At 38.8% G+C, this 21,818-nt stretch carries 19 protein-coding genes; 4 read left to right on the top strand and 15 right to left on the bottom strand.

Annotated elements, in window-relative coordinates; genetic code table 11:
- Nucleotides 1-199: 199 nt before the first annotated feature.
- Nucleotides 200-1,396 (top strand): acyl-CoA dehydrogenase family protein, encoded by a 1,197-nt coding sequence (locus tag K6I41_RS08325; protein ID WP_250375607.1) that lies wholly within the window; start codon nt 200-202, stop codon nt 1,394-1,396.
- A 92-nt stretch (nt 1,397-1,488) separates the two neighbouring features.
- Nucleotides 1,489-2,565, top strand: coding sequence for a sigma-54 interaction domain-containing protein (locus tag K6I41_RS08320; RefSeq protein ID WP_250375606.1), 1,077 nt, complete (start codon nt 1,489-1,491; stop codon nt 2,563-2,565).
- Between the two features lie 65 nt (nt 2,566-2,630).
- On the opposite strand, the gene K6I41_RS08315 is transcribed toward K6I41_RS08320, so the two are convergent.
- From K6I41_RS08315 to K6I41_RS08245, 15 genes are all read right to left on the bottom strand, one after another.
- Entirely contained in the window at nt 2,631-3,410 is a 780-nt protein-coding gene (locus K6I41_RS08315; protein ID WP_250375605.1) for an ABC transporter ATP-binding protein, read from the bottom strand.
- A 17-nt stretch (nt 3,411-3,427) separates the two neighbouring features.
- Nucleotides 3,428-4,825, bottom strand: coding sequence for an ABC transporter substrate-binding protein (locus K6I41_RS08310; RefSeq protein WP_250375604.1), 1,398 nt, complete (start codon nt 4,823-4,825; stop codon nt 3,428-3,430).
- A 42-nt stretch (nt 4,826-4,867) separates the two neighbouring features.
- Entirely contained in the window at nt 4,868-5,938 is a 1,071-nt protein-coding gene (locus K6I41_RS08305; protein ID WP_250375603.1) for a branched-chain amino acid ABC transporter permease, read from the bottom strand.
- 3 nt (nt 5,939-5,941) lie between these two features.
- Nucleotides 5,942-6,823, bottom strand: a complete 882-nt coding sequence (locus K6I41_RS08300) for a branched-chain amino acid ABC transporter permease (RefSeq protein ID WP_005305864.1) — start codon at nt 6,821-6,823, stop codon at nt 5,942-5,944.
- A gap of 40 nt (nt 6,824-6,863) precedes the next feature.
- Nucleotides 6,864-7,655 carry an ABC transporter ATP-binding protein gene (locus K6I41_RS08295; RefSeq protein ID WP_250375602.1) on the bottom strand — a complete coding sequence of 264 codons (792 nt, stop codon included), beginning with the start codon at nt 7,653-7,655 and terminating at the stop codon, nt 6,864-6,866.
- A gap of 12 nt (nt 7,656-7,667) precedes the next feature.
- A complete protein-coding gene (locus tag K6I41_RS08290; protein WP_250375601.1) occupies nt 7,668-8,825 on the bottom strand; it encodes an acyl-CoA synthetase family protein in 1,158 nt (385 codons plus the stop codon).
- A 324-nt stretch (nt 8,826-9,149) separates the two neighbouring features.
- Nucleotides 9,150-10,739, bottom strand: a complete 1,590-nt coding sequence (locus K6I41_RS08285) for a rhodanese-like domain-containing protein (RefSeq protein ID WP_250375600.1) — start codon at nt 10,737-10,739, stop codon at nt 9,150-9,152.
- Between the two features lies 1 nt (nt 10,740).
- On the bottom strand, nt 10,741-11,304 hold the full coding sequence (locus K6I41_RS08280) for a cysteine dioxygenase family protein (RefSeq protein ID WP_250375599.1): 564 nt from the start codon (nt 11,302-11,304) through the stop codon (nt 10,741-10,743).
- Nucleotides 11,305-11,306: 2 nt separating this feature from the next.
- Nucleotides 11,307-12,299 (bottom strand): ABC transporter substrate-binding protein, encoded by a 993-nt coding sequence (locus K6I41_RS08275; RefSeq protein WP_250375598.1) that lies wholly within the window; start codon nt 12,297-12,299, stop codon nt 11,307-11,309.
- A 17-nt stretch (nt 12,300-12,316) separates the two neighbouring features.
- Nucleotides 12,317-13,405, bottom strand: a complete 1,089-nt coding sequence (locus K6I41_RS08270) for an LLM class flavin-dependent oxidoreductase (RefSeq protein WP_013197709.1) — start codon at nt 13,403-13,405, stop codon at nt 12,317-12,319.
- A 202-nt stretch (nt 13,406-13,607) separates the two neighbouring features.
- Nucleotides 13,608-14,504, bottom strand: coding sequence for a LysR family transcriptional regulator (locus K6I41_RS08265; RefSeq protein WP_005305883.1), 897 nt, complete (start codon nt 14,502-14,504; stop codon nt 13,608-13,610).
- Between the two features lie 423 nt (nt 14,505-14,927).
- Nucleotides 14,928-16,397 (bottom strand): amidohydrolase family protein, encoded by a 1,470-nt coding sequence (locus tag K6I41_RS08260; protein WP_250375597.1) that lies wholly within the window; start codon nt 16,395-16,397, stop codon nt 14,928-14,930.
- Nucleotides 16,394-17,188, bottom strand: a complete 795-nt coding sequence (locus K6I41_RS08255) for an ABC transporter permease (protein ID WP_005305891.1) — start codon at nt 17,186-17,188, stop codon at nt 16,394-16,396. The genes K6I41_RS08260 and K6I41_RS08255 overlap by 4 nt, the downstream gene beginning before the upstream one ends.
- Nucleotides 17,181-18,002: an ABC transporter ATP-binding protein gene (locus tag K6I41_RS08250; protein WP_250375596.1), complete on the bottom strand. Its 822-nt coding sequence runs from the start codon at nt 18,000-18,002 to the stop codon at nt 17,181-17,183. The genes K6I41_RS08255 and K6I41_RS08250 overlap by 8 nt, the downstream gene beginning before the upstream one ends.
- Before the next feature lie 50 nt (nt 18,003-18,052).
- A complete protein-coding gene (locus K6I41_RS08245) occupies nt 18,053-19,045 on the bottom strand; it encodes an ABC transporter substrate-binding protein (RefSeq protein ID WP_250375595.1) in 993 nt (330 codons plus the stop codon).
- Nucleotides 19,046-19,703: 658 nt separating this feature from the next.
- Here K6I41_RS08245 and K6I41_RS08240 point away from each other — a divergent pair.
- Both K6I41_RS08240 and K6I41_RS08235 read left to right on the top strand, forming a co-directional pair.
- Nucleotides 19,704-20,717, top strand: coding sequence for an isopenicillin N synthase family dioxygenase (locus K6I41_RS08240; RefSeq protein WP_250375594.1), 1,014 nt, complete (start codon nt 19,704-19,706; stop codon nt 20,715-20,717).
- A gap of 233 nt (nt 20,718-20,950) precedes the next feature.
- Nucleotides 20,951-21,667 carry a FadR/GntR family transcriptional regulator gene (locus K6I41_RS08235; protein WP_192835646.1) on the top strand — a complete coding sequence of 239 codons (717 nt, stop codon included), beginning with the start codon at nt 20,951-20,953 and terminating at the stop codon, nt 21,665-21,667.
- Nucleotides 21,668-21,818: the final 151 nt, after the last annotated feature.

Here is a 21,818-nt window from a genome sequence, read left to right as displayed (position 1 = left end):
ATAAATATTTTATTGGCATAGTGTTTGCTGGCTGCATGCTATGAGACTTTAGTTTGGTTGATCTCTTATGATTTATCTAGCTATAACAACTTATAAATCAATTGAAGCACCAACCAATTATTTATTCGTCCTTCACGCCACATCGTGAAAGTAAGTCTTAAATTATGTCAAAAATAGATAAATAAAGGATAAGGCAAGTATGAACGTTTTTAATCAGAACCACAGTATTCGTAGTCTTTCTGATGTTATTCCTGTTGCACAGTCTCTGACTCAGCAGTTTGCGCAAACTGCTATAGAAAGAGATAAAGTTGGCGGTACTCCTAAACATGAACGTGATTTAATTCGTCAAAGTGGTCTTCTTTCTTTATCCATTCCAGAGCAATTTGGTGGCTTGTCTGGTCAGTGGCAAGATATCTTTGATGTTGTCAAAATCTTTGCTCAGGCTGATAGCTCACTCGCCCATGTTTTTGGTTTTCATCATTTGCTTTTAGCAACGGTTCGCTTATTTGGTAATTCACAGCAATGGCAGCGTTGGTACCAACTCACTGCTGAAAAATCGTGGTTTTGGGGAAATGCATTAAACCCACTCGACAAACGTACCGTCGTAAAAAAACAAGATGACTGGTACGAATTTTCGGGAAAAAAAAGTTTTTGCTCAGGTGCGCTTGACTCAGAAATGCTTATTGCATCAGGAGTAGATGAAAGAACTGGAAATCTTTTAATTGCAGCGGTACCAACCTCACGCTCAGGAATTACGTTGTACCATGACTGGGATAATATTGGACAACGTCAAACAGACAGTGGTAGTTCCATTTTCGAACGGGTTCGTGTTGAAATAAAAGATATGTTGCTTGACCCAGGGCCACTAAGTACCCCATTTTCAACGTTAAGACCTTTAATTGCACAATTGGTTTTTGTGAATATGTTCTTGGGCGTTTCCGAAGGTGCAATGCTTGAAGCCAAACGTTATACAAAAACTGAATCACGTGCATGGTTTTTATCTGGTGTGGAACATGCAGACCAAGACCCGTACATCTTGCGACACTATGGGGAGTTCTGGTTAGAGCTAGAAGCCTTACGCCTGTTAAACAAAAATGCGATTACCAAATTACAAGAAGCATGGGACATTGCCGAAAACCTGACAGAACAACAACGTGGTGAGGTTGCTATTGCAGTAGCAACAGCAAAAGTAGCAGCAACACGAACAAGTCTAGATATTACCAATCGTATTTTTGAGGTGACAGGAGCCAGAGCAACTCAGGCATCATTACGATTTGACCGATTCTGGCGCAATGTACGAACACAAACCTTACATGACCCAGTGGAATATAAGCTGCAAGACTTAGGAATTTGGGCTCTAAATGATCTTTATCCCAAAGCGTCATTCTATTCATAACATCATCCACAACTGAATACTTAGGAATAACCGATATGTATCGAACTCCCACCGACAGAAACGATTTGATATAAATGAGAGACCTATATTAGATGCGGCATAATATTGTTACCCTACCTGAAATTACCCAGCGCAGTGACTCGCATAAAGCCACCGCACAGGTATTTAATGACCCAGAATCCAAAAAATTGCTTGAATATATCAAGCAGATTGCACCTAGCGAAGCGAGTGTATTAATTCATGGGGAAACAGGTACAGGTAAAGAGCTCATTGCCAGACAAATTCATAACCACAGTAAACGGCGTAATAAACCGTTTATTGCTGTAAACTGTGGGGCTTTTTCGGAGACCCTTGTTGAAAGCGAACTCTTTGGTCATGAAAAAGGTGCCTTTACAGGGGCATTATCGAGCAATGCCGGATGGTTCGAGGCTGCAAACGGTGGGACATTATTACTTGATGAAATTGGGGATTTATCTAAACGGATTCAGGTTAAACTTTTAAGACTATTACAAGAACGTGAAGTGGTCCGTTTGGGCTCTCGTAAAAGTATTCCTGTAAATGTACGAGTACTTGCAGCAACAAATGTAAACTTAGAACAAGCCATTCTTAGCGATCAGTTTCGCGAAGACTTATATTACCGTCTTAATGTGGTTACCTTAAACATTAAACCTTTACGTGAACGAAAAGGAGATATTCTACCTCTCGCCTATCACTTTATTGATAAATATCATGCTCAACTGGGTTATGATAAAGCCGATTTTTCCAACGCTGCAAAAGAAAAAATCAGCAATTACTGGTGGCCTGGTAATATTCGTGAATTAGAAAACATGATCCATCATGCGCTATTAATTTGCCAAAATGGCATTATTGAAAGTCATGATCTCACATTAATTCAACCTCCTACTCAATTGAACCCAAATAAGTTTCAAGAAAAAAAAGCCAGTGAACCCGTCATAAACCCTAAATTAAAAGAAGTTTTTCATCAGCTATTTCAGCAAAATGATGGACAAGTTTACGCACAATTTGAAGAGCAATTATTACGAATCGCCTATCATTATTGCCATCAAAATCAAGTTAAAACTGCACAAATGCTAGGTTTAAGTCGTAATGTCATTCGTTCTCGACTGATTGATTTAGGTGAGCTGGTTGTAAATAAACGCGGCGAATAAATTATTTTTATCTATCAATATTAAGCCAGTCATCAATCATTTGATTGATGACTGGTTATTAAAAGCTAAGCAATCTCTCCTAAATATGCTTTTTGAATTTGTCCGGTTTCATAAAGAACTTGAGTCTGTCCAGAAACTTTGACTTCGCCACTTTCGATGACATAAGCATAGTTGGTGTAACCAAGTGCCAAACGAATATTTTGTTCAGCAACTAAAAAACTCACACCTTGCTCTTCAGAGAGCGACTTAATTAATTCAAAAATTTCATAACTAATCTTAGGAGCTAACCCCATTGAAGGTTCATCTAATAAAACCAACTTTGGCTCTGTCATCAATGCCCGTCCAATGGCGAGCATTTGCTGCTCACCACCAGAAAGATAACCAGCCAATGTCTGCTTCTTTTCAGCAAGCCTTGGAAAATATTGATAAACTTTTTCTAATGCAGTTGAAAGTTTGGCACCCGAATGATGCGAAATAAAACCGCCTGTCCGTAAATTTTCATCGACAGTCAAATGTGTAAAACAATGACGTCCTTCAAGGACTTGCACCAAACCTTTTTTGACAATATCACTTGGATTTTTCCCAAGTATGGATTCACCCTGATATTCAATTTTGCCACGGTGAATTTGCCCATTTTCAGCAAAAATCAACTGTGATATTGCTTTCAGAGTTGTACTCTTACCAGCTCCGTTGGCACCAAGCAATGCAACAATAGAACCAGAAGGAACAGTTAAACTCACCCATTTAACTGCCAAAATACTCTGGTCATATACGACTTCAATATCATCGACATTTAACAATGGTTCACTGCTTTCAGGTTTGGTACTGTTTAATGATTTAGACATGCGGTCATCTCCTGATCTTATTCTTCAGTTGCGCAATCTCGAACTTTTATGCCTTGCTCTTTGGCATATTTTTCTGAAGATTGTTCAATAATCGGACGTAATAAGCTGCGATCTGCTTGTACCCAATCACTAATTACTTTCCACTCTTTACCGTCCCATTGTTGGAAACGTACCGCACCACCGCCTTCATGATCTTGGCACGATAATTTTAAAGGCTGTACCAAACCATATGCACCAAGTTCTTTTAGACGTGCTTCAGTTAAGTTGATATGTTCAAAGCCCCAACGGACCTCTTCACCAGTAAGCGGACGTTTACCAAATTTATTTTGTGCCACACGTACTGCTTCTACATTCAAAATACCGTTTACCACACCTAGGTTATAGTAAACCGTACCGAAACGATTTTTATCGGCAAGATCTGACTGGCCTTTATCAACAACAAGTTGTTTAATTTCTTGTAATACAGGGAAATTCGCTCCTGATGGATGTGTCGTAATTGAAATAAACCCATTTGCCGCAGCACCTGCTGGTGCAGCATCTTCTTCTGAGTTTGACCAGATATTTCCAATAATTTTATTGGTTGGGTAACCTACTTTCTGTGCAGTTTTTAATGCAACAGGATTCATCACACCCCAACCACGAAGAATGACCCAATCTGGTTGAATCCGTCTAATATTCAACCATTGAGATTGTTGTTCATTACCGGGATGTGGTACTTCGATGTTGGTTACTTCAAAGCCATATTTTTTCGATAAAATCTCAATGACTGGAATCGTTTCTTTGCCGTAAGGAGAACCGTGATATAGAACCACGATTTTTTTACCTTTTAGTTTTTCCAAGCCACCGCTTTGCTGACCTAAATAATTAATAATTGCAGATACTTCACTATATGGATTGAGCTGCAATGGAAACACGTATGGGAAAACACGACCATCGGTAGAATCAGTACGCCCATGGTTAATAGTAATCAATGGTAATTTATCTTTTGTTGAACGTTCCAAAGTTGCATAAGCGATACCGACAGATAAAGGGTTGGTTGCAGCAGCAGGTGCTCCATTTAAACCATTCTTCAAACGCTCATAGCATTCTACCCCTTTTTCTACTACGTACTCGGTTTCACACTCAGACCACACCAGCTTCACGCCATTCACACCACCTTTGGCATTAACGGCTTTCATGTAGTCAATAAAGCCTCCGAAAAAGCCCGTTCCCCCAGCAGCATAAGGGCCAACCCGATAACTCTGTAACGGGAAATACTGGGCATTTTTATCCGACAATTGTGTTTGCTGCTCAGTTGCAGCTTGTTGTTTTTGCTCAGGTGGATTTTGTTTGTCTTTTTTCGTGACAAACACAATAGCGACTAAAGCGATGGCAATAACCACCAGCCAAAACCACAAGGATTTAAATAACTTCATAAATTAATCTCTAAATAAACAGACAAAAGTGTTGTTAAAACATTAGTAACGTAATGGCCATTTTCTTAATCTGTGATACAAATTACGTAGTAAACGGCTTAATCCTTCTGGTTCCTTGATCAAGAAGTAAATGATCAAAGCCCCGAAAATAATTTTTTGTAGATTCTGTAGTAGTGCTTGATCGATAGCCTGTCCAAAAACAGCTTGCCCCAAAACACTCAATAAAATAGGCAACAGCACAATAAATGCGGCGCCCAAAAAGCTGCCAGTTAGGCTGCCTAAACCGCCAATAATGATGATGAATAGAATTTGAAATGATCGATTAAGATCTAGCCCATCTGCTTCAATAGTTCCAAGATAAGCAAAAGCCCAAAGTGCCCCCGCAATACCGAGATAAAATGAACTGATCGCAAACGCCAGCAATTTAGTCTGGCTCACCGGAATGCCGATGGTGATTGCAGCAGTTTCCATATCTCGTACAGCACGAAAATTACGACCATATTGACTATTGATCAGGTTGCGAGCCAAAACGGTGAGTACCACAACAATACTTAAGGTCAATAAATAGTGCCCGACTGGGCTATTTATGGAATAACCCAATATTTCCATACGAGGAGCAGTAATCACCCCCGAAGCATTATTATTAGTAAACCAGCCATACTGTGTGAATAACCACGGTATGAAAAACTGTGCAGCCAAAGTGGAAACAATTAAATAAAAGCCTTTAATTCGAAGACTTGGCAGACCAACCACGACCCCAGTTAAAGCAGCAATTACACCGCCCAAAAAAATGCTGACCAGTAATGGCAACTGAGGAATTCGCAGCTCTAAGTTATAAGTTGCAAATGCGCCCACTGCCATAAAAGCTGCGGCACCTAATGAAAGTTGTCCGGTATAACCTGTCAGAATATTGAGTCCCAATCCGGCAAGTGCCAAAACTAGAAAAGGGACTAAAATGGCATTAAATAAGTAATCTGGCCCCACAAATGGAACGAAAAGAAAGGCAATCAATAGTGCAAAAATAAATAAAATACGATGCTCTTTAAGGCGGAAAATGCGTTTCTCATCTTGATATTGCTGTACGTACTGTCTTGCTTGACTAAATAAAAACATGGCTTATACCCTCGTCACTTGTTTCTGACCAAACAGACCAGTTGGGTATACCAATAAAAAGAGAATCGCCAGCACATAGGGAAACCAGTTTTCAATTCCGGAGCCAATAATGCCGCCTAAATAAATCTCCGCTAGTTTCTCGGTTGCTCCCACAATCAAGCCCGCTAAAATCGCACCTGCAATCGAAGTAAAACCACCAATAATCAGTACAGGTAATGCCTTTAGTACAACCAATGAAAGCGAGAATTGAACACCTAAACGTGCGCCCCACAACAAACCAGCGACTAATGCAACAAACCCTGCTACTGTCCAAACCAATATCCAGATATGATTTAAACGGATCCCCACAGATTGTGCGGCTAAAGGATCATCAGCAACTGCACGTAGTGAAATACCAAAGCGAGTTTTACTAAATAAAAGAGATAAAATAATGACCAATGTTCCAGCAATACCTGTTGCGAACAGATCAAACTTACTCAGCATGATGCCAAAGAAATTAATGGGTGAATCAGAAATTCCCAGATCTAATCCATGGACCTGTGTTCCCCATACAGTTTGAGCTAATCCCTCAATGACATAACTCAAACCCAGAGTTGCCATGAACAATGTAATGACAGAGCGATTAATTAAATGTTTTAAAATCAATGCATCGATCAGTAGTACCAGCACAAAAATGACAAATAGCGTGACAATAAAAGCCACCACAAATGGAATGCCACGTTCAGTTAAATTGACAAAAGTTAAGGCTGAAAATAAAACCAAAGAACCTTGTGCAAAATTAAAAACACCCGATGCCCGATAAATCAAAACAAACCCTATGGCAACCAAGGAATACATGACACCTGCCAACGTACCCCCTAGCAAGACTTCTAGAAAAAATGACATATAAAAACTAACCTCTTATTTTTAATTTATTTGTATATGCTCAATGCGCTTCAAGGGCTTGAATCCCTAAATATGCGTTCAGCACTTCAGGATGTTCTTGAATTTGTTGTGGAGTGCCTTCTGCGATCTTTTTGCCATAGTCCAGCACCACAATATGGTCAGAAATATCCATAACGACAGCCAAATCATGCTCAATCATGAAAATGGTTATATCCAACTGTTGATTTATCTTTTGAATAAACTTGGCAATACTTCGTTTTTCAGCATGGTTCATTCCCGCCATTGGCTCGTCTAAAAGCAGAAACTGAGGTTCTGCTGCCAATGCTCTTGCCAACTCCACACGTTTTTGCAAACCATAAGACAGAGAGCTAACTAATTGGTCTCGGTATTCTTGTAGATTTAACAGTTTTAAAATTTCTTCAGCTTTAAAACGCTGTAAATCATCATTTTTTTGAGTGCTTGGTAAAGACAATAATGCACCTAGCAATGAGTGACGACTTTTTAATACTCGTCCAGTTAAGACATTGTCCAATACCGACATTTGCTTGAAGAGTGCTAAATTTTGAAAGGTACGTGCAATTCCTAAATAGGGTGCATGCTTTGCCTTATAGTTATGCAAAACCTGACCAGCAAAAATGATCTGACCAGATTGCGGCTGATAAATGCCATTAATAATATTAATTACCGAACTTTTGCCGGCACCATTGGGACCAATTAAAGAATAAATCTCTCCCTCTCTCACCTCTAAGCTAAGCTGCTTGAGCACTTGTGAAGAGCCAAAAGATAAATCAATTGCCTTAATTTCTAGCAATACCACAGATGATACTGACATATATTCCTCGTCTTAAGTTATTGTTGTTATTGGCAAAGAATGAAGCTGCGAATTGTCCAATTGGGTACTTTGCCATTCGGCATATTCTCCCCATTCGTGTAACTTCACACCTAAACTTTGATAAAAATTTCGTGTTGCAAGCGTTACAGGCTGCCCCACTGTTAAAGCCACTTTAAGATGTGAAAAACCCAACTCTTCTAAAATGACTTGTTTAAATAAGGCAAAGCTAAACTTATCAATGAAAGATAATTTTTCTTCATTTTTCTGTTTTTGAAGTGCTTGCTGGTAATATTTGGCAAGCCATTTATCACTTGGTAAGCGGTTATAAATTAACTGCTCAACACGGGCATAGGTTTCATTGGTCCCTAAAATCAATGTTGGTGAAATAATCTGTCTATCCTGATCGCGAGTATTTAAGGTCTCAGGAATATTTAAGTTAAAACCTGCAAGTAGCCATGATGACCATAGATAACGAATGTGACCAACACTTGAAAAAGCACGTGTGACAAATGCTTCCTCTTGATGATCTAGGTGGTGGTTTTGAACTAAATGTTTGGCCTCTGCAATCAAATCTTGATGAGAATATTGCACTCTCAGTCGTTGATTAGATTCAATCCGTTCAAAGCTAAAAGCAATTTGTGCAGGTTCGAGCTGAATCTTTTTAAAATCAATACGATATTTCTCATTGGAATTTTTTAATAACTTATCGACAGATACAACATAGTCATATTCAAATGTACTTAATTTGCTTTGTTCAATATAAAAAATATAAATTGGGTGATAACGTAATGTCTCAATTGAAACAAGCTGCTCTAGCTCTTCTACGAGAATATAATCTGGCTTTAAAATCGCAAGGTGTCGTAAAAAGTCTTCTGTTTTTAATGTATCAACACTTTGGTCAATCAATTGAACTTCGCCACCTAAAGCCTGTATAGCCAGACTAATAGCAACTACATCAATATTCGGAGCACTGACAATAAGAAAAGTTTGCTTGTTTTGAAAACCATACTCATAAAGCGCTGACGCGTATCTTGCGCTAAGTTCTAGTAAATTTTTCCATGACCACTGCTGCCACAGACCTAGCTTTTTATGTCTTAATGCAATTGCATCTGGACGTGCTGTTGCGTGGTATGCCAACAGTGAAATAAGACTTTGCGAATAATCTGACATTTTTGCAATACCCCCCTCATAACGTCGATTGCTAAACGATGAGATAAAAAAATATTGCTGTTATATTTCAATTTACATGCCAAATATTTTTATAATTATTTTCAATGTCTTACAAAAATATCTTTCTCTATCTGTGCATAAAAGTGATAGCTTATTGTTGAATAACTGTTTTTCAGGCAACAGTTATTACTTTAGTTTCAAAAAGATTTTTTTAGAGAAATCTCAAGAAAAAGTTTTGATTAATACTTTTGATTTTCATAATAGCTCTTCTTCGCGTTAAAAGAGCTATTATGATTTTTATCAATATCTTAGTTAAATATTTAACTAAACTACAAAGAAACCATGTGTTCCATCTGTATTCAGTTGGGCAACTAATCCATATTCCCACTCTAAATAGTCTTGCATAGCTTGGATAGAATTATCCGTTCCTTCATAAGGGCGTTTATACCGATCTATGCGGGGTGATAAGTACACATGTTTATCAGTTTCCAAAACAAAAGTTTTTGCCCATGCCTGATTACCGCCTTCCAAGACATAAACATTTTCTGAAATTTTAGCTTGAAGAGCAGATACTGCATATTGTGCTAACAGACTAGTACCACAAGTCACAACAATTTTATGGTTTGTTGGAATTTTTTTCTCATTAAACAGACGTTCAATATCTGCTTTTAAGATCCATTGAGCAGTAGGAATATGCCCTTTTTGATAGTTTGCACTAGTTGTAAAATCCAGAATAGTGACTTCTTCACCGACATCTAACCATGCTTGCAATTGTTCAGGTGTAATCCGATGTTTTATTTGCAATAACGGAACAACTGGTTTCCATGCTCCTTGCTCGGTAAATATTGTCTGAAAATCCGCATCGAGTACGTAGACATCCCAATTCATTTGCGCCAACCAAGAGGCAGTCATATAAGCACGGACGAGTTGATCATCAATGAGTACAATTCTGGCACCGCGTACACTCGCATAATGGTCAGTTTCCTGAACTAGTTGCCCACCACCAATCCAACGGCTATTAGGTAAATGCGCTTGTATATATTCTTCTTCTGACCGTACATCAAAAACATAGGTAGTGCGTTCACTCTGTTGTTGGAACAATTGTAGTTGTTCCAAACTAATCGTTTTTACACCAGCCTGCTGGGTTAATTGTTTGGCATTCTCCAATACACCTGATGAATTATTTTTATTAGCAAAATTAGTATATTGTTGGTGTTGTCCTAAAGCTAATTGCTGCTGTGCCAATGTCCAACCAATCGTACCGTTACGTAAAGCATAGACTTCATGTCCAATCTTGGCATTAATCAATGACTGTGTACCAATTAAACTACGTGTACGCCCTGCACAATTCACAATAATTTTAGTATTTTCATCTTTAACAATATTTTTAGCATGGAGTACCAATTCAGCACCAGGTACGCTGATACCGCCCGGAATACTCATGGTTTGATATTCATCAAAACGACGAGCGTCCAGAATGACAATGTTGTCCTGATCATCAATTAATTTTTTGACTTCTTGAGCTGACAGTGACGGCGTTCCTTTATGATGTTCAACAAATTCACCAAAGGCTTTACTTGCCGAATTGACATCAATAAAAATTTCACCGCCTGCATCTTTCCAGCCTTGTAAACCACCATCCAATAATGAAATCTGCTGATAGCCTAATGCTTGTAACTGTTGATAGGCCCGTTCTGCCAAGCCCTCACCATTGTCATAAATAACAATATCAGTAAATAAACGAGGTATTCGATTGAGAATTTCTACTTCAAATTTGGAAAGTGAAATATTGGCAGCAAACAAAGGATGACCTTGAGCATATGGATCCTCTTCACGTACATCAATTAGTGCGATTTCTTGACCAGCCAATAGCTTTTTGCGGATATCTTGATAAGTTTGAATATTGGTTGTCATATTAATGTTCCTGATTTGAATAACCTGAAATAAAACGCTTTGCTGTGCCATCTAAAGCAAAGGTATAGCGTTCTACTTTGCCAATATCTGCACCATAAATGTGGATGCTAATCGAAACCTGATCGGACAGCGCATTACTCACTTGATGCACATCACCCAAGGCTGGAGTAAAAAAATCAATTTCGCCAACTTTTAAGTGATCTGGTTCACCTGTGATCTCAAAATGCCCTAATGCATTTCTTTGATAGCGCTGTGAGATTTCTTCACCTTGCAGGACACCAACGACTCCCCAAACTTCATGATTATGGATTGGTGTAGTTTGTCCCTTATCCCATACAAAACTGACAATTGAAAAATGATCTTGCGGATCGCGATATAATAAAAACTGTTGATAGCGTTCAGGGTTCGGCTGCCGATAAGAGCTTGGCAACCAATCATTTAAATGCAGCAATCTACGAAACTCTGGAATAAAAGATTGTATGAGATCAACATCTTCTAATTGCTGTGAAATTCCATATTTAATTCTTTCAATCAACGGCTGGAGTACTTGTTGCAACTGACTCATCTTTATTTTTGCTCCACTTTAAAACCAGTATCAAATGAAGATGTCACATCAAACTTTTTATCAATCAGCTTATATTTGGTATAAAAATCGGCAGTTCCTTGAGAAACTTTGATCACTTCATTATCGATCGGCTCCCACGAGGCATTACGGCGTTTAAAAGCTTTGATTCCCACATCTTCTGGTAGCCCAGTGATTTTGGCATAAGCTTTACCAAACTCATCCCCGTGTTGTCCTGCCCAAGCTTGTGACTCTTTTAAACGATAGATGAAATCTTGAATTGCCACACGTTTGCTCTGATCCTTTAAAGATTTATCTGTGGCTGCTAAAAAGGTATAACCTGAATACAAACCACGGCCATTAACCACAACACGAAAATGATCCTTAAGCTCAGCATATGCCGTATATGGATCCCATACTACCCAAGCATCTACTGAACCATTGGCAACAGCTAATTTTCCATCGGCAGGCGGTAAAAATTTAAACGTCACATCTTCAGGCTTCAGACCTTGTTGTTCTAGGGCCTTTAAAGTTAAAAGATGACTAATTGAGCCTTTATTAAATGCTAAACTTTTACCCTTTAAATCTTTGGCAGACTTAATTGGACTATTCTGTGGCACTAAAATAGCAACTGGATATGGATCTGCTTTATACACGGCAATAGCCTTGGCTGTTCCCCCATTAGAATTGGCAAAAATAAACGGTGCATCACCCAAATAACCAATATCAATCGCATCTACTTTTAATGCTTCTGCAACTGGTGCAGCAGCTGGAAATTCATACCAATTGATTTTATATGAGACATTTTTTAAAGCACCAGATGCTTCAAGCTGTGCACGCATATTGCCTTTTTGATCACCAATATTGAGCACAGCCTGCCCCTTATTTGCTTTGACTTCAGATGCCTGAGCATGTTCAGGTGAAGCCTCTTTTTTTGTACAACCGACTAAAATTGCTGTTGTAAAAACACCCAATAAAATTTTGCCATAGTGATTCATTATTATTTCCTTTCTAATTAGGCCGAAATCAGCTGTTGCTGTTGATCATATTTTTCTGTTTTTTCACGGATTTGGGGCAATAGCTCTCGACCATAATCAATTGCGTCCTGAACAGGATCAAACCCACGTATCAATACGCTATGAATGCCGAGTTTGTAATATTGCAAAATAGACTCTGCAACTTGTTCTGGGGTACCCACTAATGCCGTGGAGTTATAACTGCCTTGAACTAAAGAAGTAATACCAGTCCATAAATTGGTATCTAAACGTTCGCCTTGACCAGCTGCTGCAAGTAAACGTTGCCCACCCGTACTTTGTGGTTTTTTTCTGGCAGCTTGCAAGCCAAAATTTTCTAATTGCTTTTTAGATAATTGATAAATTTCTTGCGCTTTTTCCCAAGCTCTGGACTCACTATCAGCAATAATTGGACGAAATGAAATGTTGTAATCAAGTTGGCGCTCATGTTGTGCTGCCAACTGATTTAGTGTTTCAACCTGCTCTTGGGCCCCCGCTAGAGGCTCTCCCCAAAGCGCAAAAATATCAACCTGTTTTGCGGCAACTTGTAAAGCTTCTATGGAAGAACCTCCAAAATAAATTGGTAAGTGTGTTTGGAGTGGTTTAATTTCAGAATAAGCATCTACTACATGGTAATAATCACCTTCATAACTAAAAGGTTCTTGGCTATACCATGTTTTTTGTACAACTTCGATGAACTCGGCACTACGTGCGTAGCGTTCTTGCTTATTTAAAAAATCTCCATCTTTTTTCTGATCGATATCACTCCCACCAGAAATAACATGTAGTGCTAAACGTCCATCCGTCAACTGATCCAAGGTTGCCAATTTACGGGCTGCCAATGTTGGAGAAACAAAGCCCGGACGATGTGCTAGTAAAAATTTTATTTTAGACGTATGTGCAGCAGCATAGGCTGTCACTAAAAAACCATCAGCCTGATCGGACCAATAGCCACATAGAATACGGTCAAACCCTGCCTGTTCATGTGCCTGAGCAATTTTGACAATATAATTTTTATCAAAAGTTTTCGTCGCTGGAATAATTTCAGATGCCTCACGGTGCCAGATCATTCCTAAAATTTGAATTGCCATATTTAAACCCGATGTATTTTTTATAAGAATACGGCAGGTCTTAATATGTTAAAAACAAATATTAAATATATAATAATATTAAAATATGGAATACTAAAAGAATGAGTGGTGCTCAAAACATTGCGGACGCCAACGAAAGCATTATCTTCAATTAATGCTTTTTATATTGTTTTTGCTTAATAAAATTTCTTGATATTTTATTTCATCCCCATCCGAGTATGCTCTGTACTTTACGGCTCATCTCTTGGCAAATTGATTGATAGACTTCATTCAAATCGGGTTGAATCATATAAAAAAGTTGCACTGATAAATTGAAGTCAGTAAGTTCGATTGAGGTAAGTTGAGCAGCATAAATACTCTTTTCAAAAACTTCTTTGGGTAATAATCCTACTCCAAGACCTTGAGCCAATAAATTCATCTGCAAATTGGTTCCTGTAACCTCAATTTTTATATTAGGTAACTGATTCAATTTATGATATTCCGATACAAGATATTGGCGAAAACCGCACCCTTCAGTATTAAGAATCCATCCTAAAGACTGACAATCGGTAAGATGCTGTACAGACATCTTTTTTAATTTTTTAGAAACAGTCGGCACAATTTGTAACTGACCTAAAATTTCCATGTTTATCTGGTCATTCTGCCCATAAGTTTGCGCTGTTGTTGAAAAAATGCAATCTAGCTTTTTTTCCTTAAATTTATCTAATAAATCGATACCCCAACCTGTGCTAATTTCTAAGTTTAATGTTGGATAACTTTGCTTTAAGTCTTCTAAAATACCTGACAAGATCGTGTCTGATAGACTTGTCGCTATACCAATCCGTAAGTTTTGGGTCGATAATTTATAGCTGTTAACTAGTTGACCTAATGCATCTATTTCAGCAGTAACCTGAGCACACTGCTCAAAAATTTGAAATCCTAGCTGAGTCAATTTTAGAGGGCGCGTATTACGGTCAAAAAGTTGTAATCCCAAATCTGATTCTAGATTTTGGATCCTTCTAGTAATAGCAGGTTGTGAAATACCTAATTGCTGGGCAGCCAGACTGGTAGATTGAACATTGACAAAACAAACAAAAGCTTCAATATCTTCAATTTTCATAATAGCTTAGGACAATATTTATAAGTAAAGGTTATATCCAATTATGATGTTTTTTTATGGAATAAACAGTAGCTTACTATTCATTTTATTTCATATCAGTAATGTTTTTAGATCAGCTTATCTCTGGCTGTACTCATAAGTATAATTTTATATTTTTTCAAGATCTTATTTTTTATATAGTTTTATACCCTAGATACGTTTTCTAAAAATTATAAAAAGACAAATATTTCATCTCTTCTGACCTTATTTATATATAAGAACTACGCTAGAGAATTCTCCGCTTAGATGTTATTGAGGATGCTCAGGTGGTATTAAACCTACCCATTAAACTTCTTTGATATTTGGCGGTATGATTACCGCCTCCCTTTAATTTAGAATAAACTTAAAGCTATCAATTGATCATTGTCTAATCACATATCTAAGTTAGGCTATTTTCGCCATTTCTACACTACGCTGCTGCAACAGTTTCACCGATTGCTTCGCTTGCCAAGCTAATTCCATCATATCAACATCAGGAATTTGATCATTTTCTACCACCATTTTTCCAGCCACAAACATGGCTTTAATATGTGCTCGCCCACCACTTGCCACAGGACCAATCGCCCTATCATGTAAGCCGAAATAACGTGGATCATCTAATTGATAAACTACAAAATCTGCCTGTTGTCCAACCTCAATTGAACCAACTTGATCTAAACCTAAAATCTTAGCTCCACCTAAGGTTCCCCAACGAATGATATCCTCAATACTTGCAGCATCTGCTCCGCCTTCAAATAACCCGCCCTCATATTGAGGTAGAGCCGACATGCCCTTTCTGGCCCGTTGTAACAGCCATGCAGCATGGGTTTCAGATAACATATCTGCGGCTTCATTCGAGCCTGCACCATCCACTCCAATCGAAATAGTCATACCCGCTTGTTCTAAACTGACAAGATCAGCAATACCACTCCCCAAACGTGCATTACTCTGAGGGCAATGTGCAATCCCTGTTTGAGTTTGGCCCAACAGCTGTATTTCTTCAGGTAATAGCTTAACCAAATGGGCAAACCAGACATCGCTTCCAACCCAATCCTGCTCTGCACAAAACTGTACAGGTGTCATACCAAATTTGGCTCTAGCCGCATCCAGATAATCTACTGTTTCAGATAAATGGCTATGCATGCGGATACCCAATTGTCTAGCAATCTTGGCGCTTTCTCTTAGTTGCTGTGCAGTGGTCGAATGCAAAGCTGTGGTGGGTGCCATTACGATTTTCCGCAACGCATCTGAACTCGGTTGATGATATCGCTGTACTAGGAGTTCTATATCCTCCATATAGTCTTCAAATTTCTCAGGACGTAATGCTTGCGGTAATTCACTTTCCAAGCCACGCGTTAGAGTTGCGCCACCTCGGCATAACACAAAACGCATGCCTAACTTTTCAGCTTCATCAAATAAAATCGCAGCCCCATCGAACGGCATTTGTGGCCAGTAAAGATAATGATGATCGGCTACTGTTGCACAACCTGACCTTAATAATTCAATCAACCCAATGCGTACTGCCACCCGAAATGTGGCTTCATCGAATGCACCACGAAATCTATAGGGTGTACTGGCAAGCCATGAGGTTAGGTTTTGATTTAAACCTTGCGGTTCTCCCTTCAATAAAGATTGAAATAAATGATGATGAGTATTTACCCAAGCTGGATAAATTACACAGTCTTTCGCATCGATAATTTGTTCATTCGGTTGTGCGGTCAGTTGTCCCAATTCAATAATTTTACCGTCTTGAATACGGATATCAGTAAATGAAGAACGTGCTGCACCCCCCGATAACCCAGTCAAAATGGCATAAGCATTTTTGATTAAATAGCGATGATTTAAAGAACTATTATTTGAAAGATCAGGACTCATACTTGTTCACTCTCATGCCATTTACTTAAAAAGAAATGACTTAATAAAGACATCAGCACAAATAAACCCAAGCCTGTGCACGTGATAAGAAATAATGCTGCAAACATTAATGGTAAATCGAGCTGAAAACCTGCTTGCAAAATTTGGTAAGCCAAACCTGCACTAGTCCCACCAGCTCCAGCCACAAACTCAGAAACCACGGCGCCAATAAGTGCCAAACCAGAAGAAATACGCAACCCACCAAAGAAATAAGGCAAAGCATTCGGCACACGTAAGCGCATTAAAATTTGCCAACGACTGGCTTTATTGATCTGAAAAAGATTAAGCAAACCTTTGTTAACACTACGTAGACCTAAAGTGGTGTTGGTCAATATCGGAAATACTGCAACTAACATGGCACAGACTACTAATGCTAATGTTGTATTTTGAATCCAGATAATCACCAGAGGGGCAATAGCGACAATTGGGGTCACCTGAAATAAAATGGCATAAGGCATAAAACAGGCTTCTACTACACGGCTTTGTACAAAGACGAAAGCGATCAAGGTGCCAATGACTACAGCACAGACAAAAGCCAATAAGGTAATTTTTAGTGTGATCAACAAGCTTCCAAATAACACACTGGACTCTTTAATCATTGCCATAACAATATCGCTGGGTTTTGGTACGACATAGACAGGTACTTCAAGCTGTTGAAAACTCAACTGCCAAACTAGTAGGAAAATCAGACCTAACCCTAGTGGAGCTGCAATACGTTGTAACTTTGGATGTTCCATTAATGGTTTAATCATGACCATGCCCTCCGCTTGCCTCAGCTAATACTTGGGATAGATGTGAACATTGTTGAATAAAGACTTCAGAACTACGGAAAGCTTCATCACGCACATAAGGCCCCTCAATTTCAAGGTCAGCCACCACACGTCCTGGTCGTGCCCCCATCACAATGACCCGAGAAGATAAATACACTGCTTCATAGATGCTATGAGTAACAAAAACTACGGTTAAATCTCGCTCAGACCATAATTGACGAATATCACTGTCAAGTTTATGGCGAGTAAATTCATCTAAAGCTCCGAAGGGCTCATCCATTAACAGTAAATCTGGTTCAGTCACTAATGCACGAGCCAAAGAGGCACGCATTTGCATGCCCCCTGAAAGTTCGCGGGGATAAGCCTGACTAAAGTTTTCTAAACCAACGGCCTTTAACGCGGCCGTAACTTTTGGTGTACTAGTTGATTTCGAAATATGCTGCAAATCCAAAGGTAAGCGTACATTTTCTGCAATATTAGCCCAAGGCATCAGGGTTGCTTCTTGAAAGACCATTGCCATTTTGCATTGTGATTGAATCTCGGCCTTGCCATTCCAACGCACTAGTCCCGCAGAAGGTTTCTCCAGATCGGCAAACATTTTTAGTAAAGTACTTTTCCCGCAACCTGACGGTCCAAGTAATGAAATAATCTCACCACGTGCAATATTTAAATCCAAACGCTGTAAAGCATTAGTGCCATTTGGATAGGTCTTTTCTACTCCTCTGACCATAATCATTGGCGTAATAAAATTTGAAGATTCATGTATAGAAGTATCGATTGTTAATGCAGAATTCATATGGTTTCCCCTCCGCGCGAATGCCTTATTTCTTAACCCTATAACCCTGACTACTTGGCAGTTTTAACAAACTGTGTGGTATAAGCAGTTTTCCAGTTGGTTTGAGCTTTTAACAAACCAGCGTTCACCATAAAATCTCGTGTGGCTTTCCAACGCGCATCGGTCATGACCCCGATTCCTTGTGTTTTAGCATCTCCTCCATCAATCAATTTGAGTTTGCGCATTTGACCTACTGCAAAGGCCAGCAGATCATCTTTCATATTTGGGTTTTCTTTTTTAATCAGACTATTCCCTAATCGAGGATCAGCTAAATAGTTTTTCCATCCTTCCATCGATGCCTGAACAAAACGACGCACAACATCTGGTTTGTTTTGAATCACATCATTGCGTGTAACTAAAATACCGCCATAAGCTGGATAGCCAGCATCAGCAAATAAAAAGAAATTACTTGAAGGCTCTGCTTTTTTTGCCTGAAAGACTTCAGAGGTTGCATAGGCTTGCTGTGCCACATTTTTGCCAGCTAAAAATGGCTGCATATTGAAGGTATAAGGGCGAGCCTGCGCTGCATTTAATTTATATTTCCCTTTTAACCATGGCCACCAGCTTGCTTGCCCACTGGTTGAAACAAGAATTGTTTTGCCTTTTAAGTCCGCCAAAGACTTTACATCGCTATGAGTTAATACACCTTGTGGGTCAAACTGAAATGGTGCCGCAACTGCTTTGATTGGAAAATTACTTTCAATACCCTTCAAGACTTGTAAATCATAATTAATTATAATGTCGGCACGTTTGGACAATAGTAAGGTCATATTATTGACCTGTGGCCCACCAATTTTAATATCGACATCGAGTCCGTATTTTTTATAAATCCCTTGTGCAAGTGCCTGATAATATCCACCTTGCTCGGCTTGTGCATACCACGTGGTTTGTAGAACAAGTTTATCGGCAGCATAACTGGTTGAACTGAAAATTGTTCCTAGCCCCAATAATGCACTTACAATAACAGTACGTCGCCCTTTGCCTACATAGTGCTGAATATTCATAAATAAGCCCCCTAAATCTGTATTGATTTATTTTGCTATTCTTTTTAGGGGGGCAATCAATGTATCAAATGCACATTTCTCTCAAAACCAAGATGGTTTTGTCCCCAAAAGAGGAACAGCAAACGCTGTAGAGCAATGTCCCGCATGTTTACCACACACTGACCGCTTATACTCAGGAATGAATTAGCAAGCTCTGTGCCAATTTTGATTTCATTTTATTTTTCATAGTAATAATCTAATTTGGGCTTATTTTTAATCATGCCTCAATGAACAAACTGCGTTAATTAATTTGTTTTATATGCGGCTTAGTGGTGCACTAGGTCATCATTAATGCACTTCACAGGTGCTTTTCTAGCATAAGAGCTTTTTGATTATTCATCGCTGATTCCTCTATAAATGCAATATTGCTCTCCCCATCCCAAGTTCATAACCTATCCTTAGAAATTGGCATAAAAAGTGCTACATGCTCTATGTCAGAGTAGAAGCGTTCAGCATAGTAGTAATATTAATTGCTATGTGGGTCATTGCTCAGAAAACAGTTCATGTTCTTTACATAAAGTTATCTTTTATTAAGAACGTGTGGCTCTTTTTTGAATGTGACCCATCTATTTCAATCTATTTGATTGGGTCACGATTATCCAAAATATGAGGTTGAAATATGAATAGCGCCAATATGACTCCAGTAGCTGAAAATGACTACAGCTTAGAAGAACTGCAAAAAGAAGCTCGTATGGGAGCTTTGGGTCAAGAGACCTTTGAACGGGAAGTCCGGGTCATTGATTTATCTAATTTTGAACAACGTAAATATGAAATTGCGGACCAACTCTGGTCAGCAGCTACCGATATTGGCTTCTTTCAAGTATCGAATCATGGCGTTCCACTTGAGCAGATTCAAACTGCATTTGAAATGACACAACAGTTTTTTAATCTGCCAGAATCGATTAAAGCTCACTACCCACTCAATCGCAATGCAGGTTGGGAAAGTAAGGCACAGGTTCGTCCATCGACCAGCACACCAGACCAAAAAGAGTCTTATCAAATTACCCGCCCACGTATGGAAGGTCTTTATCCTAGTCAAGAGGAGTTACCTAATTTTAAAGATACCATGTTGGAGTTTGAACATGCATGCTGGCAAGTCGGCATGAAAATTTTATCTTGCTTTGCTTATAAACTAGGCTTTGCCGATAACTTCTTTACTCTTGCTCATGACCCTGATCAAGAAAGCTACCAAAGTACTTTAAGAATGCTGCACTACTATGCAATTGACCCTGCTCTTAAAGATCAATTAGGTCTATGGCGTGCAGGAGCGCATACAGATTTTGACTGTTTAACGCTACTGTTCCAACGTAAAGGACAAGGTGGCCTGCAAGTTTGTCCGGGTAAAGATATGGAACAACAACAATGGACCAGCATTGAGCCACGTGATGATGTAATTACCTGTAATATCGGTGATATGCTCACGCGTTGGAGCGATGATCAACTGCCTTCTAATTTTCATCGTGTTAAAAATCCTGAAACAAATGAATATCAAGGGGCACGTTATAGTTTGGCATTCTTCTGCCAAGCCAATGAAGATATGATCATTGAAGGGCCACAAAAGAAATATCCGGCCATTACAGCTAAAGAATATTTAAAACAAAGAATTAGCGCAAACTTCAACGGAAAGTATTAAAAGTACTGTGTACGGTCAGAGATAAATAGTCTCTGACCGTTCTGAAGTTTCAGCAATACATATTGTCATTAATCATTCTTAAACTTTTTATCCTTATTCAATAACGTAATATCCAGTTCAACTGGTCTGATCTGTTATTAAAAATACGGCTAATTTCAAGCACGCGCACCAACAAATAGATAAATTTTGTGTAGAATCAAATTATTTATTTATATATTTACGGTGTGTTGCTTATGAGTCCACAAGCTATGCTCAATGGAAAATCATCTCAGGTGACTGAGCAAGCGGTGGAAATCATTTATCAACGCATTCAACAAAATACTTATGCAGTCGGGTCTGCCTTACCCTCACAACGTGAGCTTGCCATTCAATTAGGAATCAGCCGTGCTTCTTTACGTGAAGCATTAACCCGCCTCGCCGCTTTAGGTCTATTAGAAATCAAAGCAGGTAAAGGTGTTTACGTTATTTCACAGCATAGCCAAGCCGCAGAACAATGGGATGGTGAACATCGTGTATCACTTAAAGATTTCTATCAATTACGCTATGTACTAGAAAGTTTTTGCGCACTTCTCGCATGTGAGTATTTAACTGAAGATGATAAATCCATCTTACAGCAACATTACCAATCATTAGCAAGTGCAATCAAAGAACAAAACTGGCAAGCAGCCTCTGAATTCGATTATGCATTTCATCAACATATTATTGAACTTAGTCATAATCAATCGATTATTCAAACACTTAAAATACATACTGACTGGATTAAAAAGAGTCAGATCCTACCCTTTGTTCAACCCAATCTGGCATTTAAAACCATTCATGAACATGAATTAATTCTGGAAGCTTTATTTAATCAGGACTCAGCAGCAGCTGAAAAAGCTATGCAAGCACATATTATTGGTGCCGCACAGCGTGCTGGTGTGTATTTTTCCAGACATAACAGCGCAATATAATCATAAATTCCAAATTTGTAGTGCTATGCACTACTTTGCTCCATACTTTGAACCACATCAATACCACTTTATTAAGATTGCTTTTTAATGAGGCAATATTACTGGTATGACCAGTAAAACCAGTTAATAAAATTGGCACACTTCTCGCTTA

Origin of the sequence: Acinetobacter sp. AS23 (genome assembly GCF_023612055.1) — a bacterium.
Lineage (GTDB): Bacteria > Pseudomonadota > Gammaproteobacteria > Pseudomonadales > Moraxellaceae > Acinetobacter > Acinetobacter oleivorans.
The sequence above is the reverse complement of the archived record's forward strand: the minus strand, read 5'-3'. Positions and strand labels throughout refer to the sequence as shown.

What these genes read in the sequence shown, in the direction of transcription:
- K6I41_RS08325 (WP_250375607.1), top strand. Translation starts at nt 200, where the DNA reads ATGAACGTTTTTAATCAGAACCACAGTATTCGTAGTCTTTCTGATGTT.
- K6I41_RS08320 (WP_250375606.1), top strand. Translation starts at nt 1,489, where the DNA reads ATGCGGCATAATATTGTTACCCTACCTGAAATTACCCAGCGCAGTGAC.
- K6I41_RS08315 (WP_250375605.1), bottom strand. Translation starts at nt 3,410, where the DNA reads ATGTCTAAATCATTAAACAGTACCAAACCTGAAAGCAGTGAACCATTG.
- K6I41_RS08310 (WP_250375604.1), bottom strand. Translation starts at nt 4,825, where the DNA reads ATGAAGTTATTTAAATCCTTGTGGTTTTGGCTGGTGGTTATTGCCATC.
- K6I41_RS08305 (WP_250375603.1), bottom strand. Translation starts at nt 5,938, where the DNA reads ATGTTTTTATTTAGTCAAGCAAGACAGTACGTACAGCAATATCAAGAT.
- K6I41_RS08300 (WP_005305864.1), bottom strand. Translation starts at nt 6,823, where the DNA reads ATGTCATTTTTTCTAGAAGTCTTGCTAGGGGGTACGTTGGCAGGTGTC.
- K6I41_RS08295 (WP_250375602.1), bottom strand. Translation starts at nt 7,655, where the DNA reads ATGTCAGTATCATCTGTGGTATTGCTAGAAATTAAGGCAATTGATTTA.
- K6I41_RS08290 (WP_250375601.1), bottom strand. Translation starts at nt 8,825, where the DNA reads ATGTCAGATTATTCGCAAAGTCTTATTTCACTGTTGGCATACCACGCA.
- K6I41_RS08285 (WP_250375600.1), bottom strand. Translation starts at nt 10,739, where the DNA reads ATGACAACCAATATTCAAACTTATCAAGATATCCGCAAAAAGCTATTG.
- K6I41_RS08280 (WP_250375599.1), bottom strand. Translation starts at nt 11,304, where the DNA reads ATGAGTCAGTTGCAACAAGTACTCCAGCCGTTGATTGAAAGAATTAAA.
- K6I41_RS08275 (WP_250375598.1), bottom strand. Translation starts at nt 12,299, where the DNA reads ATGAATCACTATGGCAAAATTTTATTGGGTGTTTTTACAACAGCAATT.
- K6I41_RS08270 (WP_013197709.1), bottom strand. Translation starts at nt 13,405, where the DNA reads ATGGCAATTCAAATTTTAGGAATGATCTGGCACCGTGAGGCATCTGAA.
- K6I41_RS08265 (WP_005305883.1), bottom strand. Translation starts at nt 14,504, where the DNA reads ATGAAAATTGAAGATATTGAAGCTTTTGTTTGTTTTGTCAATGTTCAA.
- K6I41_RS08260 (WP_250375597.1), bottom strand. Translation starts at nt 16,397, where the DNA reads ATGAGTCCTGATCTTTCAAATAATAGTTCTTTAAATCATCGCTATTTA.
- K6I41_RS08255 (WP_005305891.1), bottom strand. Translation starts at nt 17,188, where the DNA reads ATGATTAAACCATTAATGGAACATCCAAAGTTACAACGTATTGCAGCT.
- K6I41_RS08250 (WP_250375596.1), bottom strand. Translation starts at nt 18,002, where the DNA reads ATGAATTCTGCATTAACAATCGATACTTCTATACATGAATCTTCAAAT.
- K6I41_RS08245 (WP_250375595.1), bottom strand. Translation starts at nt 19,045, where the DNA reads ATGAATATTCAGCACTATGTAGGCAAAGGGCGACGTACTGTTATTGTA.
- K6I41_RS08240 (WP_250375594.1), top strand. Translation starts at nt 19,704, where the DNA reads ATGAATAGCGCCAATATGACTCCAGTAGCTGAAAATGACTACAGCTTA.
- K6I41_RS08235 (WP_192835646.1), top strand. Translation starts at nt 20,951, where the DNA reads ATGAGTCCACAAGCTATGCTCAATGGAAAATCATCTCAGGTGACTGAG.